General features: G+C 71.0%; 14 protein-coding genes. 7 read left to right on the plus strand and 7 right to left on the minus strand.

Going from position 1 to position 17,175, the window contains the following annotated elements:
* The first annotated feature begins 158 nt into the window (after positions 1–158).
* A complete protein-coding gene (gene helR, locus AMYAL_RS0126645) occupies positions 159–2,333 on the plus strand; it encodes an RNA polymerase recycling motor ATPase HelR (RefSeq protein WP_020634321.1) in 2,175 nt (724 codons plus the stop codon).
* Positions 2,334–2,431: 98 nt separating this feature from the next.
* Here helR and AMYAL_RS0126650 read toward each other — a convergent pair whose 3' ends face one another.
* From AMYAL_RS0126650 to cbiE, 5 genes are read right to left on the minus strand one after another with little or no spacing between them, the layout of a single operon-like run.
* Entirely contained in the window at positions 2,432–5,551 is a 3,120-nt protein-coding gene (locus AMYAL_RS0126650; protein ID WP_020634322.1) for an arabinosyltransferase domain-containing protein, read from the minus strand.
* A gap of 33 nt (positions 5,552–5,584) precedes the next feature.
* A complete protein-coding gene (locus AMYAL_RS0126655; protein WP_026467477.1) occupies positions 5,585–6,328 on the minus strand; it encodes a cobalt-precorrin-6A reductase in 744 nt (247 codons plus the stop codon).
* Positions 6,325–7,320 (minus strand): Gfo/Idh/MocA family protein, encoded by a 996-nt coding sequence (locus tag AMYAL_RS0126660; protein WP_020634324.1) that lies wholly within the window; start codon positions 7,318–7,320, stop codon positions 6,325–6,327. Before AMYAL_RS0126660 ends, AMYAL_RS0126655 begins: the two co-directional genes overlap by 4 nt.
* Entirely contained in the window at positions 7,317–8,078 is a 762-nt protein-coding gene (gene cobM / locus AMYAL_RS0126665) for a precorrin-4 C(11)-methyltransferase (RefSeq protein ID WP_026467478.1), read from the minus strand. Before cobM ends, AMYAL_RS0126660 begins: the two co-directional genes overlap by 4 nt.
* On the minus strand, positions 8,075–9,211 hold the full coding sequence (cbiE, locus tag AMYAL_RS0126670) for a precorrin-6y C5,15-methyltransferase (decarboxylating) subunit CbiE (RefSeq protein ID WP_020634326.1): 1,137 nt from the start codon (positions 9,209–9,211) through the stop codon (positions 8,075–8,077). Before cbiE ends, cobM begins: the two co-directional genes overlap by 4 nt.
* A 60-nt stretch (positions 9,212–9,271) precedes the next feature.
* On the opposite strand from cbiE, the gene AMYAL_RS0126675 reads away from it, so the two are divergent.
* The 6 genes from AMYAL_RS0126675 to AMYAL_RS0126700 are packed head-to-tail and all read left to right on the plus strand — an operon-like array spanning position 9,272 to position 15,345.
* Complete coding sequence (locus tag AMYAL_RS0126675) at positions 9,272–11,233, plus strand: putative cobaltochelatase (protein WP_020634327.1); 1,962 nt, start codon at positions 9,272–9,274, stop codon at positions 11,231–11,233.
* Positions 11,233–11,847, plus strand: a complete 615-nt coding sequence (cobO, locus tag AMYAL_RS0126680; RefSeq protein WP_020634328.1) for a cob(I)yrinic acid a,c-diamide adenosyltransferase — start codon at positions 11,233–11,235, stop codon at positions 11,845–11,847. The genes AMYAL_RS0126675 and cobO overlap by 1 nt, the downstream gene beginning before the upstream one ends.
* Positions 11,841–13,175: a cobyrinic acid a,c-diamide synthase CobB gene (locus AMYAL_RS0126685; protein ID WP_026467479.1), complete on the plus strand. Its 1,335-nt coding sequence runs from the start codon at positions 11,841–11,843 to the stop codon at positions 13,173–13,175. The genes cobO and AMYAL_RS0126685 overlap by 7 nt, the downstream gene beginning before the upstream one ends.
* A complete protein-coding gene (cobC, locus tag AMYAL_RS0126690; protein ID WP_020634330.1) occupies positions 13,168–14,178 on the plus strand; it encodes an Rv2231c family histidinol phosphate aminotransferase CobC in 1,011 nt (336 codons plus the stop codon). Before AMYAL_RS0126685 ends, cobC begins: the two co-directional genes overlap by 8 nt.
* Entirely contained in the window at positions 14,175–14,684 is a 510-nt protein-coding gene (locus tag AMYAL_RS0126695) for a hypothetical protein (RefSeq protein ID WP_020634331.1), read from the plus strand. Before cobC ends, AMYAL_RS0126695 begins: the two co-directional genes overlap by 4 nt.
* A 34-nt stretch (positions 14,685–14,718) precedes the next feature.
* On the plus strand, positions 14,719–15,345 hold the full coding sequence (locus AMYAL_RS0126700; protein WP_020634332.1) for a hypothetical protein: 627 nt from the start codon (positions 14,719–14,721) through the stop codon (positions 15,343–15,345).
* Between the two features lie 58 nt (positions 15,346–15,403).
* Here the strand turns inward: AMYAL_RS0126700 and AMYAL_RS0126705 are convergent, their stop codons facing one another.
* Together AMYAL_RS0126705 and cobT are read right to left on the minus strand one after the other, a co-directional pair.
* Complete coding sequence (locus AMYAL_RS0126705; protein ID WP_020634333.1) at positions 15,404–16,159, minus strand: adenosylcobinamide-GDP ribazoletransferase; 756 nt, start codon at positions 16,157–16,159, stop codon at positions 15,404–15,406.
* A complete protein-coding gene (gene cobT / locus AMYAL_RS0126710; RefSeq protein ID WP_020634334.1) occupies positions 16,156–17,169 on the minus strand; it encodes a nicotinate-nucleotide--dimethylbenzimidazole phosphoribosyltransferase in 1,014 nt (337 codons plus the stop codon). The genes AMYAL_RS0126705 and cobT overlap by 4 nt, the downstream gene beginning before the upstream one ends.
* Positions 17,170–17,175: the final 6 nt, after the last annotated feature.

The raw sequence follows: 17,175 nt of genomic DNA on the forward strand, positions 1-17,175 counted from the left end.
GCGCCGACTTAGGTGGATGCAGGGCCCGACGGGGCAGAGAAGTAGACGGAGTAACTCCCTCCGTAATAAACATATAGCGCATGGGGGGACTTGCCACAAGACCCCCGTCATGCTTCAGACTCACTCGCCGTAGCCGAAACCTGGCGAAATGGGAGTCTGTGTCAACTCAGGGTCATGAAGAAGAGCTCCGGTCCGAACGCGACTACGTGGCCGGGCTCTACGCGCGCCTGGACGCCGAACGCGCGCGGGTGAAGGGGGAGTTCCGGGCCGCGCTCGGGGGAACCGGCGGGACGGCCATGGAACGTGACGTCGAGGTACGCGCGCTGGGCAGGGAGTCGCGGCGGCTGGACGTCGTCGACAACGGCCTGTGCTTCGGCAGGCTGGACAGCGTCGCGGGGGAGACGTCCCACATCGGCCGCATCGGTCTCTTCGACGAGAAGAACGACTACGAACCGGTGCTGCTCGACTGGCGGGCACCGGCGGCGCGCCCGTTCTACACCGCGACCGCCGCGACGCCGGAGAAGATGCGCCGGCGTCGCCAGTTCCACACGCACGGGCGGGAGCTGCTCGGGTTCACCGACGAGGTGTTCGGCCGCCCCGGCGGCGACGCGGAAGGTGACGCGGCGCTGCTCGCGGCCGTCAACGCGCCGCGCGGCGAGGGGATGCGCGACATCGTCGCGACGATCCAGTCCGAACAGGACGAGATCATCCGGCACGAGCACCCCGGCGTGCTCGTGATCGAGGGCGGTCCGGGTACCGGGAAGACCGTGGTGGCACTGCACCGCGTCGCGTACCTGCTCTACACCCAGCGTGAGCGGATGGAACGCCACGGCGTGCTCGTGGTCGGGCCGAATCCGGCGTTCCTGCACCACATCGGCCGGGTGCTGCCGTCGCTGGGCGAGACCGACGTGGTGTTCATGACCACCGGCGATTTCGTCCCCGGCAAGCACGTCACCGCGGAGGACGGCCCGGAGGCGACGCGGCTCAAGGGGTCGCTGAAGATGCTGGACGTCCTCAAGGCCGCCGTCGCCGACCGTCAGCGGCTGCCGGAGGAGCCGGTGCTGATCGACCTGGCCGACGTCACCGTGCGGATCGACGCCGAGACCGCGGACTGGGCGAGGGACGAGGCACGCAAGAGCGGTCTGCCGCACAACGAAGCGCGGGTGACGTTCATCGAGATCGTCACCTACGTGCTGACCGAGCGGGCGATCGCGCGGATCGGGCGCGGCTGGCTGTCCAGGGACGACCGCGACGAATGGGAGCGGCTGCGGAAGGACCTGCTCAAGGAACTGGCCGAGAGCGAGACGTTCACCACCGCGCTCGACACGCTGTGGCCGATCCTGACCCCCGAAAGCCTGCTGGGCTCGCTCCTCTCGTCGCCGGAACGGATTCGCGCGGCCGGCGCCGACCAGGCGTTGCTGCGGGCCGACGGGGAAGCCTGGACGGTGTCGGACATGCCGCTGCTCGACGAACTCGTCGACCTGCTCGGCCGCGACAAAAGCGCGGACCAGGCGGCGGAAAAGGCCCTCGCGCGGGAAAAGAAGGCCGAGGCCGAGTACGCCGAAGGTGTGCTGGACACGATGAAACTCGACCGTGAGGAGATGGACGAGGACGTCATGCTGTCCGCGGAGAACCTCCTCTTCGCCGACGAACTCGCCGACCGGTTCGTCGAGCAGGACACGCGCAGCCTCGTCGAGCGTGCCTCCGCGGACCGGGACTGGACGTACCGGCACGTCGTGGTCGACGAGGCGCAGGAACTGTCCGAAATGGACTGGCGGGTGCTGATGCGGCGTTGTCCCAACCGGTCGTTCACCGTCGTCGGGGATCTGGCGCAACGCCGGTCCGAGGCCGGGGCGCGGTCGTGGGACGCGATGCTGGCGCCGTACGTGCCGGGCCGCTGGGTCTACCGGTCGCTGACGGTGAACTATCGCACGCCGTCGGAGATCATGGCCGTCGCGGCGTCGGTGCTCGCCGAATTCGCGCCCGAGGTCACGGCGCCGGAGTCGGTGCGCTCCAACGGTGTCCAGCCGTGGGCCCGTCAGGTCTCGGCGGACTCCCTGGCCGGCGCCATCGAGGAGTTCGTCAAGGACGAGGCCGGGCGTGAAGGCACCAGCGTCGTGATCGGGCCGCCGGGAGTGCCGGGGACAGTGCCCGCCTCGGAGACGAAGGGACTCGAGTTCGACGCCGTCCTCGTCGTCGACCCCGCCCGGATCCTCGCCGACGGCCCGCGCGGCGCGGCTGAGCTCTACGTCGCCCTTACCCGCGCTACGCAGCGGCTCGGCGTCCTGCACGAGGGCGCCCTGCCTCCGGCCCTGACCGCCCTGACCCCGTAACTCGCGTGATCAGACACCGCACTCACGTGATTGGAGGCGGAACTCACGAGTTCCGCCTCCAATCACGTGAGTCACGGGTTCAGACACGCGAGTGACGCCTAGCGGGTCGGGTCCTTGCCGTTCGGCTGCCGCGGCCCCGGACCCGGCGACCACCAGCCGGGGACGACCTTCTCGCCGTGGATGATCGTCGGCGCGATCCCCTCGGTGAACGGTTCGACCTGCAGCAGCTGGCCCCAGGACTGGCTCGGCTGGCCGATCAGGTAGCTGGGCACCTCGGGTTCGGCGGCGACCTCTTCGAGCCAGCCGATCGGGCCGCCGTTGGTGCTGGACGCCCAGTTCGCCTCGTCGGCGACGGCGCCCGCGGTGATCCGGTATTCCGGCATCTTCGAGATGCCGTCGTGCGAGGTCACCGGCTCCACACACGGGTACACGAACGACGCGGGCCAGTCGACGTACACCGGCTTGCCCGCGATCTTCTCGGTCAGCGTGGTGAACGTCGGCACGCGCGGCGCGGACGCGGCGATCCAGCCGTCCTCGGTGAGGTCGTTGTCGACGATGTTGATCCGCACGGACGTCGTCTCGGCGGGCAGGTCGCGCAGGTTGATCCGGGTGTCGTTCCAGCCGTTGGTCCCGGCGCCCGGCGGGAGCACGAACTGGCTGCGGACGACCTTCACGCCTTCAGGGGTGTTCACGCCGTAATCGAGGCTGACCGACGTCGGCCGCCGGGACGCGCCCGCGGTCGCGACCACGATCTGGCCGTCCGCGGGCTTCTCGGCGAGGGCGTACCAGTCGCTGCGCAGCCGCCCGGCCCGCGTCTCGGGGTCGAGGAAGCTGCTCCACATCGGGACCTCGTCGGGTTTGAAACCGTGCGGAGGTTCCGCGAGGGGGTCCTTGTCGTCGATCGCGCGGGTGTGGAACCCGGTCTGCACGCGGCCGTTGTCCTGTTCCGGATCGGGCAGCGGCGGCGGAGTCTGCCCGGCGGGCGGCTCCTCCTTCTTGACCGGCACCGTCCGTTGTTCGGGCTGGGCCCGCAGGATGCTGGTCGCGGCGTCGCGTTCCACCATCACGTGGTCGGAGAGGTTGCAGCTCTTGCCGAACAGATGCCCGAAGTTCGCGGCGCCGAGGCTGTAGGAACCCTGCTGGTTGTGGATCGCCCACGCCATGCTGACGAACTCGCCCCCGGCCATCAGGCCACAGACGACCACCAGCGAGAGCGACCCGAGCCGCAGCGAGCGGCTCCGTCCTTCCTGCGGTCCCGCCTGCTGGCCCGGCCGGTGCGCGCGGACGTTCTCCACGAACGCGTACACGCCGGATATCCCGGCCGCGACCAGCAGGATCGTCGACAGCGGGAGCCCGCCGATCGACGGCGCCACCGCGGTCCACTGCACGCCGAGTTTCGAGACGAACCAGAACGAGTTGGGCCCGGTCGCGGCCAGTGCGCCGACCACGAGCAGCCCGGCGAGGAACGCCGCCCGGTTCCGTCTCGACCGCAGCACCGTGGAACTGGTCGCCAGCGCGGTCAGCGCCGCCATGGCCGCGCCGACCGCGGCGAACGCGCCGAAGTGATGCGTCCACTTGGTCGGGGTCAGCGCCAGCAGCAGGAAGAACAGCGCGACCGTGCCGATCAGGCGGCGGCTGGGGCCGAGCGCGGCGCCGGGGATCCGGCCGCGGCGCAGCAGCACCACCAGACAGGTCCCGGTGCACAGCAGCACCAGCAGGACGGGGAACCGGCGTGGTACCGATCCGTCCGGAAGGCTTTCGAAGAGCAACTGGTAGCGCGCGAGTTCCTGGAACCACGACAGGTTCGGGCCGACCAGCGTGCGGATCCGGGTCGCCTCCTGGACGGTGGCGAAGGTCTGGTCGGCGAACACCACGACCAGCACCAGCAGCCCGGCGGCCAGCACCGGCGCGAGCACCGGCAGCCAGCCGTTCTCGGCGCGCTGGCGGACCAGTTTGAACAGCGGGCGGGCGGCGACCAGGAACGGTGCGACCGCGATCAGCCCGGTCGGCGTCGCGGCCAGGGTGAACCCGGCCGCGGTGAGACCGAGCGCCAGCGGCAGCAGGCGGCGCGTCACGAGGGCGCGTTCCACCGCGCAGATCGCCAGCAGCGAGCCCAGCGCGGCGACCGGTTCCGGCCGGACACCGTTGTTGAACGGCATCCACCAGACCAGGAAGACCGCGGCCGCGGCCCAGCCCGCCGCACGGCTCATCCGGACCTGGGTGCCCAGCCGCGGCATGACCTCACGGCTGATCAGCAGCCAGCTCAGCACCCCGAGCAGGAACGACGGGAGCCGGATCCACGGCGGCACCGTGCTGACGTGCGCCATCAGCTGATAGACGTGGTAGAACCAGCCGAACGGGGCCTCGGCGACGCCGAACCAGCGGTGGTAGTTGGTGAGATAGCCGGTTTCCTCGGCCACTCTGGACATCGTGAGGATGTAGCCGTCGTCGGAGGTGACCGGGCCGATGAAGACCCACGCGCCGAGCGCGATGATCACCGTCGCGTCGCGGGCGGTCAGCCGCCACCAGCCGACCGGCGCCCAGCGCGGCGCGCGGCGGGCGAAGCCGGAGTCCATCCGCCACACCGCGATCAGGCAGCCGATGAACGACAGCGCCGCGATCACGCCGATGATCCACTTCAGCAGGGTCGGCGAGGTCTGGTAGCGGGTGTCCGGGACGACCGAGACGTGCAGGCCGTCGATCGGGTCCTTGCCCGCGTTGATCGAGGAGTAGATCCCGACCAGCCGCGGCCGGACGTCGCCCTCGGCGTGGAACACCACTGTCTCGGCGACGGTCAGCGTCATCTGGTTCGCGTCGGCCCGGAGCTTGATATCGCATTTGTCCTGTGACGCTGACTGAGGAGGAAGCGGCTGCTGCACGATCTGCTGGCCCTGGCTGGAGGCGAGCAGCACGCCGTTGTCGATGCGCAGCTGCAGGCCGACACCCTTGCCCGCGCGCGGATCGGTACGGCCGTCGGGCACGGTGGAGAACAACAGTGCCTGGCCCTGCGAACGCGCGTCCAGTGACCGGACGGTCGTGCACGGCAGATCGACGCGCAGATCCTGGGCCCAGTACCCGGTCAAGGGCGCGTTGACGGAGCGGGTGTCGCCGCCCGTTGGCCAGACGACCTCCGCTGTGTCCTGCACCACCGGCAGGAAGGGGAAAGCCAACGCGCACAAGGCGGAGAGCAACCCCAGCGTGACCGCGATCAAACGCATCGGCGCAACGCTAACGGGTCTGGTCCGAACGGCTTACGCAGGGCTGCCCTTCGTCGCGGCGCCGATCCAGGTTAAGGCATCCTGAACTGTCGTCACGCTGGCCGTTTCGGGCCGCCGCGGGCGCCGGACGACGACCACCGGAAGGCCGAGGTCGCGGGCCGCGGTGAGTTTCGCGGCGGTCATCGCGCCGCCGCTGTCCTTGGTGACGAGCACCCGGACGTCGTGCCGCTCCATGAGCGCGCGTTCCTTCTCCACCGTGTACGGCCCGCGGTCGAGCAGGAGTTCGTGCCGCCGGGGGAGCGGTACCTCGGGCGGATCGACGCAGCGGATCAGGAACCAGAGCTCCAGCCCGGCGAAGGCGTCGAGACCTTGACGTCCGCTGGTGAGGAACACGCGCTCGCCGAGCGCTGGGAGCAGCCGCGCGGCGTGGCCGAGGTCGTCGGCCCAGCGCCAGGTGTCGCCGGGCTGTTCGGTCCAGCCGGGCCGGGCCAGCCTCAGCAACGGAATGTCTGTCGAGCGGGCGGCTTCGGCCGCGTTGGCGCCGATGCGTTCGGCGAAGGGATGGGTGGCGTCGATCACCGCGTCGACGTCGTTCTCGGTCAGCCAGCGCGCGAGACCTTCCGGGCCGCCGAAGCCGCCGACGCGCACTTCGCCGTCGGGCAGTTTCGGGCGCGCGACGCGGCCCGCCAACGACGACACGACGTGTTCGCCCTGGTCGCCCAACGCTTTCGCGAGTTCCCGCGCTTCGCCGGTGCCGCCCAGGATCAGCAGCGTCATCGGGCCACGGCCGCGCGCCACCGTTCCAGCGTGCGCAGGTTGGCGAGCGTCTCTGCCCAGGTGAGTTCGGGTGCCTGCCGGTCGGCGAGATGCGTGGCGACGTGATCGGCCTCGCGAGAGAAGAGGCCTTGAGTCGCTTCGACCTCGATCACCTCGGGCTCGCCGCCCTCCGGCGTGAGGACGATCCGCGAGGTCTTCGGCTTGCGCATTTCGTGGATCCACGCCGGTTTCGGCACATACAGCTGCCCTTGCGAGCCGTACACGCGGATGTGGTCGTCCTGCGTCAGCTGGAACCCGCAGGACAGCTGCGCGATGATCCCGCCCGGCAACCGCAGCAGCCCGGACGCGAATTCGTCGACGCCGTTCGCGTCGAGCCTCGCCATCCCGAGCACCTCTTCGGGCTCGACGACGGCCTGCCCGGTCGCCGCCTGCGAGACCAGCCGCGCGAGCGAGGTGCAGTAACAGCCGACGTCGAAGATCCCGCCGCCGCCCAGCGCGGGGTCGGTGAGCCGGGGCACGGCGAAGTTGTAGCTGAAGGCGACGTCCACCGCGCGGACCTCGCCGATGGCGCCGCACGAGATCAGCTCGGCCAGCCGCCGGATCTGCGGGTGCAGCCGGTACATGAACGCCTCCATGAGGAAGACGTCGTTGACGCGGGCCGCCTCGATGACCTTTTCGGCCTCACTGACCGAAACGGTCAGCGGTTTCTCGCACAGGACGTGCTTGCCCGCCTCGGCCGCGCGGATCGCCCACTCGCCGTGCATCGGATGCGGCGTCGAGATGTAGACCGCGTCGACGTCCGGGTCCGCGAGCAGATCCTCATAGGAGCCATAGCATTTCGGGATCTCGAAGCGGTTCGCGAACTCGGCCGCCCGGTCACCGGATCGCGCGGCGACGGCCTCCAGGACACCGTGCTTGCTCTCTTCGACCCCCGCCGCGAACTCGGCGGCGATGGTCCCGGCGGCCAGCAGGCCCCAGCGTAGATTCTTCACAAGGACTCCGGTTGACTTGCGCGATCACGGGTGGCCGAATACAGGAAGCTGTCGGGAAACCCTTCTGCCGCAAGTACTTCTCCGACGAAGATCATCGCGGCCCGGCTGATCCCGGCTTCGCGGGACTGGGCGGCGATGGTACCGAGCGTGCCGCGCAGCACCTGCTCACCCGGCTGACTCGCCAGCGCCACCACCGCCGCCGGGCAGTCTTCCCGATAAAAGGGCCGCAATTCGTCGACTACCTGCTCGATCCGGTTGATCGCCAGATGCAGCGCGAGGGTGGTGCCGGTGCGCGCGAAGTTCGCCAGCGTCTCACCCGGTGGCATGGCCGTGGACCGGGCCTGCGCCCGCGTGATGACCAGGCTCTGGCCGACTTCGGGCACGGTCAGTTCGCGGTTGAGCAGCGCGGCCGCGGCGGCGAACGCGGGGACGCCGGGGGTGACGTCGTAGGGAACGCCGGCCGCGTCGAGGCGGCGCATCTGCTCGGCGACAGCGCTGTAGATCGACGGATCGCCCGAGCACAGCCGCGCGATCTCGTGGCCGTTCCCGTGGGCCTCGACCATGCGCTCGACGATCGAGGGCAGGTCGAGGTTCGCGGTGTCGATGAGGACCGCGCCGTCCGGGCAGTACTCAAGGAGCGCCGTCGGCGTCATGCTGCCGGGGTACAGGCAGGTTCCGCAGCGGCCGAGCAGGTCACGCCCCCGCACGGTGATGAGGTCGGCGGCGCCGGGGCCCGCGCCGATGAAGTGCACTGTCAAGGCATGCTCCACTGTGTGACGGCTCGCGCCGGGGTCCAGCCGGTGAATCCGCCCAGCGGCGCCGCCTGCTCGACGCCGACGCGGATCAGCTCGCCGCCGTGTTCGGTGTACGCGCGGGCCAGGGCCTGTTCGGATTCGAGGGTCACGCCGTGCGCGACGATCCGCGCGCCGGTCGCCAGGCAGGCGTCCAGGACACCGGGCACGGTCAGCCCGCCACCGATGAAGATCGCGTGAGGCCTGGTCAGTCCTTCGAGTGCGTCCGGCGCGGCACCGATCACCACGTCGAGTTCCGGGACACCGAGCGCGTGCGCGTTCCGGGTGATCCGGGCGACCCGCTCCGGTGAGCGTTCGAGGGCGATCGCCCGGTTCAGCGGATGCACGCGGGACCACTCGATCCCGACGCTGCCCGCGCCCGCGCCGACGTCCCACAGCAGCTCGCCGGGCGACGGCGCGAGCCTGGCCAGCGCGGACGCGCGCAGGTCACGTTTGGTGAGCTGGCCGTCGTGTTCGAAGGCGTCGTCCGGCAGACCGGTCAGCGGCAGCGCGGGACCGTCGGCGTCGATGGCGAACACGGTCAGCGTGCCGGGCCCGATCCGCTCCTCGGGGCCGCCGAGATCGGACAGCGCGGTGACACGGCTTTTCTCGTACCGGCGGGCTTTGAGCAGGTCGAGCAGGTCTTCGGCGTTCGCGCCGAGGACGAGGATCTTCCGGCCGGGCGCCAGCGCCCGGTTCACCCGGCCGATCGCGCGGCCGACGACCGTGACCACCTCGGTCTCCTCGGCCGACCAGCCGAGCCTCGCTCGCGCGAGCGTCACCGAGGAGAGCGCGGGCAGGACCTCGACGTCGTGGCCGCGCTGGATCAGCGTCGTCCCGATACCGGACAGGAGCGGATCGCCGCTGGCCAGCACGCAGACGCCGCTTCGGCCCGCGAGGAAGTCGTCCAGGGCGGGCAGGAGCGGGCTGGGCCACGGTTCGGCTTTCACTCCGGCCGGCAGGTACGCGAGCTGGCGCGGGGCGCCGACGACGACGTCCGCGCGCAGCACCGCTTCTCTGGCCTGCGCGGACAGGCCGGACCAGCCATCGGCCCCGATCCCGACCACCGTCAGGGGTGATTTTTCGCGCACCTCGGTCACGCTAGACGACGGAATTCCTATGCGATGATCGGCTGGAGGTCGTCTACGACGAGGAGAGCTGTGAAGCCGTACCCGTTCACCGCCGTTGTGGGGATGTCGGATCTGCGCCTGGCGCTGGTGCTTTCCTCCATCTCGCCCGCCGTCGGCGGGGTGCTCGTGCGCGGGGAGAAGGGCACGGCGAAATCCACGATGGTCCGGGCGCTGGCCGGTCTGCTGCCCGGCGTCGACGTCGTGGACGCGTGCCGGTTCTCCTGCGACCCCGTCGAACCCGACCCGGCCTGCCCGGACGGCCCGCACGCCGAGGGCTCGGCCGCGCACCGCCGTCCCGCGCGGCTGGTGGAACTGCCGGTGGGCGCGGCGGAGGACCGCGTGATCGGCTCGCTGAACCTGGAGCGCGCGCTCGCCGACGGCGTCACCGATTTCCAGCCCGGCCTGCTCGCGGCCGCGCATCGCGGGCTGCTGTACGTGGACGAGGTCAACCTCCTGCACGACCACCTGGTCGACACGCTGCTCGACGCCGCCGCCATGGGCCGCGCGACCGTCGAACGCGAGGGTGTCTCGGTGTCGCACGCCGCCCGGTTCGTCCTGATCGGCACGATGAACCCCGAGGAAGGCGAACTGCGCCCGCAGCTGCTGGACCGCTTCGGGCTCACCGTCGAGGTCGCGTCCAGCCGGGATCCTGAACTGCGCGTCGAGGTCGTCCGGCGGCGGCTCGCCTACGAGGCGGATCCCGACGGTTTCGCCGGCCAGTACGCCGCGGCCGACGCCGAACTGGCGGCCGACATCGAGGCGGCACAACGACTTCTGCCGTCGGTCAAGCTGCCGGACGACGCGCTGCGGCAGATCGCCGAGGTCTGTGCCTCGTTCGAGGTCGACGGTATGCGCGCGGACATCGTGACCGCGCGGACCGCGGTCGCGCACGCCGCCTGGGCCGGGCGGACCGAGGTGACCACCGAGGACGTCCGGGTCGCGGCCCGGCTCGCGCTGCCGCACCGCCGTCGCCGCAATCCCTTCGACGCGCCAGGAATCTCCGAGGAGCAGCTGGAGCAGGCGTTGCAGGACGCCGAGCCTGAAGGTCCCGGCCCGGAAGACGACGGCCCTGGCTCGGGCACCCCGCCGCCCCCCTCAGAGGGCGAAGCTCCGTCGTCGGAAGGCGCCCAGGAACCCTCGGGCGGGGGCCAGAGCGGCGGTGACCAGAAGCCGGTCGGCGCCGGGGAAGCCTTTCGTGCCAGGCGTTTCGAGGTGAAGGGCACCGGTGAGGGCGCCGCCGGGCGGCGGTCCCGCGCGATCACCGACAACGGGCGGACCATCGGCGTCCAGCCCGCCGGGACCAAGGACGGGCATCCGCATCTGCTCGCGACCGTGCGCGCGGCCGCGCCGCACCAGCGGTCCCGCGGCCGCAGCGGCGCCGGGCTCGTGGTGCGGCCGCAGGATCTGCGCTTCGCCCGGCGTGAGGGACGCGAAGGCAACCTCGTGCTGTTCTGCGTCGATGCGTCCGGCTCGATGGGCGCGCGTCAGCGGATGCGCGAGGTCAAGACCGCCGTTCTGTCCTTGCTGCTCGACGCCTACCAGCGCCGCGACAAGGTGGGCCTGGTGACCTTCCGCGCCTCCGGTGCCGAACTCGCGCTTCCGCCGACCATCAGCGTCGACGCCGCCGCGTCCCGTTTGGACGGTCTCGCGACTGGTGGCCGCACGCCGCTGGCCGAGGGACTCCTCGAAGCGGCACGGGTGCTGCGGATCGAAGCGGTCCGGGATCCGCTGCGACGTCCGCTGCTCGTCGTCGTCACCGACGGCCGGGCGACCAGCGGCGCCGACGCCGTCCAGCGGGCACAGCAGGCGGCCGGTTTGCTGGCCGGGAACGTGACGTCGGTCGTGATGGACTGTGAGAGCGGCAAAATGCGCCTCGGGCTCGCCGCGGACCTCGCGGAACACCTTGGCGCGGAACATGTCCCGGTCACCGAGGTCGCCGCCGACACGCTCGCGGGTGCCGTCCGCACGCGGATCTCCGGGAGGGCCGCGTAATGCCACAGGGCAAACCGGAAACGGTGCCGAACGACGGTCTCACCACCCGTCAGCGTCGCAACCGTCCCTTGCTCGCCGTGCACACCGGCGAGATGAAGGGGAAATCCACGGCCGCGTTCGGGATGGCGTTGCGGGCGTGGAACCAGGGCTGGTCGATCGGCGTGTTCCAGTTCGTGAAATCGGCGAAATGGCGGGTCGGCGAGGAAGCCGCGTTCCGCGCGCTCGGCAAGCTGCACGAGGACACCGGCCAGGGCGGCGCTGTCGAGTGGCACAAGATGGGCGAGGGCTGGAGCTGGGCGCGCAAGGCCGGGTCCGACGAGGATCACGCCGCCAACGCCCGCGAGGGCTGGGCCGAGATCAAACGCCGTCTCTCCGCCGAAACCCACGACTTCTACGTCCTCGACGAGTTCAGCTACCTGCTGAAATGGGGCTGGCTCGAAGTGGACGACGTCGTCTCCACGCTGACCGCGCGTCCAGGGCACCAGCATGTCGTGATCACCGGCCGGTACGCGCCGCCGGAGCTGATCGAGGCCGCGGACCTGGTCACCGAGATGACCAAGGTGAAGCATCCGATGGACGCCGGGCAAAAAGGCCAGCGGGGCATCGAATGGTGAATCGCGTGGTCATCGCCGCGCCCGGTTCCGGGCACGGCAAGACCACGATCGCCGCGGGCCTGATGGCGGCGTTGCGCGCGCGAGGACTGAAGGTGTCCGGGCACAAGGTCGGCCCCGACTTCATCGACCCGAGCTACCACGCCCTCGCGACCGGGCGGCCCGCCCGCAACCTCGACCCGTTCCTGCAGGGTGAAGACCAGCTGATCCCGTTGCTGCGGCACGGTTCCGCCGGGGCCGACATCGCGATCATCGAGGGCGTGATGGGCCTGTTCGACGGGGCGCTGGGCACCGAGGGTTACGCCTCGACGGCGCATGTCGCGCGGCTGCTGGACGCCCCGGTGGTGCTCGTCGTGGACGCCTCGGCGGCGTCGCGCAGTGTCGCCGCGACCGTGCTCGGTTTCGCGCAGTACGACACCCGCGTCCGGCTCGCCGGGGTGATCCTCAACAAACTGGGCTCGCAGCGGCACGCGGACGAGATCGTCACCGCGCTGGAAGCGACCGGGGTCCCGCTGCTGGGAACGTTGTACCGCAACGAAGAGATCCACGCGCCCAGCCGTCACCTCGGCCTCGTCCCGGCGGCCGAACGCGCGAGCGAGTCGGAGCGGCTCCTGCCGGAGCTGGCGGGCTGGATCAGCGACGGTGTCGACCTCGGCGCCGTCGTCCAGATCGCCAGCTCGGCGCCCCGGCTTTCCGGGGAACCTTGGCGGCCGCCGCTCGCCCACGAGGGACGGCGTTCGGTCGTCGCCGTCGCGGCCGGTCCGGCGTTCACCTTCCGCTACACCGAGGCCGACGAACTGCTGTCCGCCGCCGGCGTCGATGTCGTCGAGGTGGATCCCTTGCAGGACAAGGAACTTCCGGAGGGTTGCGCCGGGCTGTACTTCGGCGGCGGCTTCCCCGAGGTGCACGCCGAAGAGCTGTCGGCGAACGTGCCGTTGCGGACGGCGGTGGCGCGCGCGATCGGCGACGGAATGCCCGTCGTCGCCGAATGCGCCGGCCTGCTGTACCTGTGCCAGGACATCGACGGGATGCCGATGACCGGCGTCCTCGACGCCTCCGCCACCATGACCAAACGCGGGAAACTCGGCTACCGCAAGGCTTTCTCGCCCGCGGACACCGTGCTGACCGTCGCCGGGCAACGCGTCACCGGGCACGAGTTCCATCGCACGATCGTCGAACCCGGCAGCGGCCCGACCCCGGCCTGGGGCTGGGACCGCACGCCCGACGGCTTCGCGTCGGCGTCGCTGCACGCGTCCTACCTGCACGTCCACTGGGCGGGCTACCCCGAACTCGCCGAGCGGTTCGCCGCCGCGGTGCGGGCCCATGGCTGACTACGACCTCTGGCACCACGGAGACCGCGAGGTCGGCGAAGGGCTCGTCGATCTCGCGGTCAACGTCCGGCTCCCGGCGCCGCCTGCCTGGCTGCGCGCCGAACTGGCGGCGGCACTGGACGACCTGGCCGCGTACCCGGACGTCACCGCCGCTGTGTCGTCGGTGGCCGCCCGGCACGGGCTGCCGGAGTCCCAAGTGCTGGTGACCTCGGGCGCGGCCGAGGCCTTCACCTTGCTGGCCACGGCGTTGCGGCCCCGGCACGCGGTGGTCGTGCATCCGCAGTTCACCGAACCCGAAGCCGCTCTGCGCGCGGCCGGTCATCCCGTGCACCGTGTTCTCCTGTCACCCGACGACGGTTTCCGGCTGGGCGGCGTTCCGGAGGACGCGGACCTGGTGTTCGTCGGGAATCCCACGAACCCGACTTCGGTGCTGCACCCGGCCGCGGACCTGCTCGCCTTGCGGCGTCCCGGCCGCCTGGTGGTCGTCGACGAAGCCTTCCTCGACGCCGTCCCCGGCGAGGTCGAGAGCGTCGCGGGACAACCGGATTTCGTCGTTCTCCGTAGCCTGACGAAGACCTGGGGGATCGCCGGGCTGCGCGCCGGGTACGTCCTGGCGGACGAGTCCGTTGTGGACACTCTGCGCGCCGTCCAGCCGCCTTGGTCGGTGTCGTCGCTGGCCGCCGTCGCCGTGGTGGCGTGCTGCCGTCCGGCGGCGTTGGAGGAGGCCGAGAAGCTGGCGGCCGCCGCGGAATCCGACCGGGAGTACCTGGTCTCGGGCCTGACCGCGCTGGGCGTCGAGGTACTGGGGGAGCCGCGAGGGCCTTTCGTGCTCGTCCGCCTTCCCGGTGCCGACGGTGTCCGGGAACGGTTGCGGGACAACGGGTTCGCCGTCCGGCGCGGGGACACCTTTCCTGGCCTGGACGCGCGGTACCTGCGGATCGCTGTCCGGGACCGGGAGACGGTGGACCGTTTCCTGGCGGCCTTGGCGTTGGAGGTTCGTTGAGCTACTGGGCCATCGTCAGCCGTAACCACCCGTTGAGCGATCCCTGGACCGTGGTCCGGGGAACGCCCTCCTCCGAGGAATCCCTCACCGTCGACCTGACCTGGCGGAAGTCCGACCAGATCTACCGGATCGACTCCGGCCGCGAGTACCAGGACTACCTGCCCGTCACCGAGGAGTTCGTCGAGTGGTTCAAGACCAAGATGGCCGAGCGGACCGGTGGCCGTCGGGCCGTCGAACCGAGGTGGGGCCCGGAGTTCTACCACTGGGCGATCGTGCTCGGCCGGTTCACACTGGATGATCCGATGACCGTGGTGCGTGCCGACGGTCACGGTGACGACCTCCACGAGTTCACCCGTGACCTGGTTTGGCGGCCGGGCAAGGCGGACCGGTTCACCCGGCTCATGGGTGCCAGGGGCCCGGACAACGACGCCGTCCTGATCACCGGGGAAGAGGCTCAGCGGTTCGAGCGGATCCAGGCCGATCGCGTGCGCGAGCACAGATTCTGACGCCACACCGCGCGCGAAATGGTTGGATGAGCCGGTGAACTTCGTGATCGGCGTCTTCGATCTCTTCGCCTACACCATCCCCGGCGCGCTTTACGTCGCGTTCTTCGGTTACCTCGGGGCGAAGCTCCACATCCTGACGGCCGCGAGCATCGGTGGCGTGCCGACCGTGATGCTGGTCGTCGTCATCGTTGTGCTGAGTTTCCTGCTGGGCTATCTGGCCTATCCGCTCGGCGAGGCGCTGGAGCGGATCGTGCCGCGCAGGCGCGACCGGAACCCGGTCGAGGTGTTTCTCAAGCGCTCGCCCGAGGCCAAGGACCGCGCGTTCCTGAAGGAGAACACGCATCTCCTGCTGAGCGCGCTGCAGCTGCACGACAAGGAGGTCGCGGTCGACGTCACGAGGCTGCGCGCGTCCGGGCTCATGGTGCGCAACTGCGCGCCTCCGTTGCTGGCCGGTGCGGTCGCGGCGATCGTCGAGATCTTCGCCGGCAAGCATCCGTTCGTCGCCGCCGGGCTCGCGGTGCTGCTCCTGTTCGCCGCGCTCGCCCTGGTCTCGCAAAGCCGGAAACTGAGTCTCTGGGCCGGGATGAAGACCCTCGAACTGTGCTTCTGGATCCCGGAAATCGACGAGAAGCTCGCGGCGGGTGACCCTGCCTCCTCGTGAGTGCCTGCCGGGTTCCGCGTGTGTCGGGATCGACGGTGCCGCGAAAGCCACTTTCGCATCACACCCCACAGAACGACGAAGCGACCAGAATCCCCGCGACGGCCACCTCGACACATCCGCCGAGCACGTCCCCGGTGACCCCGCCCAGCCGCTGGACGCACCGGGCCAGCAGCGCCGACGCGGCCAGATATCCCAGCGCCACCGCGATCAGCCCTTGCCGCCACGGAAGCACCAGCGCCGCCCCTCCGGCGAGCACGGCGAACACCAGCGCGGCCGTCCACACCGGCACCGAACCGGCGACGGTCGCGCCGAGCCCTTCCGGCCGGGCCGAGGGGACACCGTGCGCACAGCACAGCGAGAGCACACCGCGTCCGGCGACGACGGCGATCGCGGCCGCGGCGACCCCGTGCCCGGCCGAGATCGCCCCGGCCAGCGCGCCGACCTGCACGAGCAGCACCAGCACCAGGGTCGCGATCCCGGTCGGCCCGGAATCCCCGCGCCGCATGACCTCCAGCGCCCGTTCGCGATCGTAGGAAGCGCCGAGGCCGTCGGCCGTGTCGGCGAGCCCGTCCAGATGGAGCCCGCGACTGCCCAGCGCCACCGCGCCGATCGCGAGCGCCGCCGACGCGAAGGCGGGCAAGCCGACGAGATCACCTGAATAGACGATCACCGAAGCGACCGCCGCGAGCGGAACGACGGCCAGCGGAGCGAGCACCATCGCGCCGCCTGCCACCCGCCGGTCGATCAGTTTCGGCGCCGGGACCCGGACCGTGGTCAGGGTCCCGAAGGCCATCTTCAGCGCGTCGGCGATCAAGCCAGATCCGCCAGCAGCCCCATGTCCGCGAGAATCGCCCGCGCGGCCCTCAGCGTCGGCACCGCCTGCACGGCGCCGCTGCCCTCGCCGAGCCGGAGCCCGAGGTCGAGGATCGGGTCCAGCCCGAGCGCCTTCAAGGCGTACGCCTGCGACGGTTCGGTCGACCGGTGCCCGGCCAGCCACCACCGCTCGGCGCCCGGCGCGATCTCCCGTGCGACGAGCGCCGCGGCCCCCGAGAACACGCCGTCGAGCAGCACCGGCACCCCGCGGGCCGCCGCGCGCACGAGAAAGCCCGCCGTCGCGGCGAGACAGGCGCTGCCGAGAGCGGTCAGCACCGCGAAGGGGTCCTTCACCGCACCTGCCCTGGTCAGCGCGGCCTCGACGACCGCTACCTTCCGCGCCCGACCGTCTTCGTCGATCCCCGTGCCGGTGCCGACGACGTCGTCCGCCGCCAGGCCGAGTACCGATGCGACCACGGCCGCGCAGATCGTCGTGTTGCCGATCCCCATGTCGCCGGGGATGAGCAGATCCGCGCCGCCGTCGATCTCCTCGTCCGCGATCGCCAGCCCGTGCTCGAACGCCGCCCGCGCCTCGCCCTCGGCGAGCGCGTCCTCGACGTCGATCGAACCGGACCCCCGCCGGACCTTGTGCGCGGTGACCTCGGCGGGCACGTCCGTGCCGTCCCAGTCCACGGCGATGTCCAGCGCCCGCACCGTCGCCCCGGCCTGCGCGGCCAGCACACCGACGCCGCTCTTCCCGGCCAGGAACACCCGGACCATCGCCGCGGTGACCTCCCGCGGATACGCCGACATCGCGGAAACCCCGTGGTCACCGGCGAACACGACCACGCGGACGTCGTCGAGCGGCCGCGGCGGGACGGTGCCGTGCGCGGCGCTGAGCCAGGCGGCCAGGTCCTCGAGCCTGCCGAGCGAACCCAGCGGCTTGACCAGGCCGTCCAGTCTGACGCGCGCGGCGGCTTCGGCGGCGGCGTCCGGGGCGGGGATACGCATGGCGGC

Source organism: Amycolatopsis alba DSM 44262 (assembly GCF_000384215.1).
Lineage (GTDB): Bacteria > Actinomycetota > Actinomycetes > Mycobacteriales > Pseudonocardiaceae > Amycolatopsis > Amycolatopsis alba.

Bases quoted from the DNA above. Each gene is read 5' to 3' on its own strand.
- AMYAL_RS0126650 (WP_020634322.1), bottom strand. From the start codon at position 5,551: ATGCGTTTGATCGCGGTCACGCTGGGGTTGCTCTCCGCCTTGTGCGCG.
- AMYAL_RS0126655 (WP_026467477.1), bottom strand. From the start codon at position 6,328: ATGACGCTGCTGATCCTGGGCGGCACCGGCGAAGCGCGGGAACTCGCG.
- cobO (WP_020634328.1), top strand. From the start codon at position 11,233: ATGCCACAGGGCAAACCGGAAACGGTGCCGAACGACGGTCTCACCACC.
- AMYAL_RS0126685 (WP_026467479.1), top strand. From the start codon at position 11,841: ATGGTGAATCGCGTGGTCATCGCCGCGCCCGGTTCCGGGCACGGCAAG.
- cobC (WP_020634330.1), top strand. From the start codon at position 13,168: ATGGCTGACTACGACCTCTGGCACCACGGAGACCGCGAGGTCGGCGAA.
- cobT (WP_020634334.1), bottom strand. From the start codon at position 17,169: ATGCGTATCCCCGCCCCGGACGCCGCCGCCGAAGCCGCCGCGCGCGTC.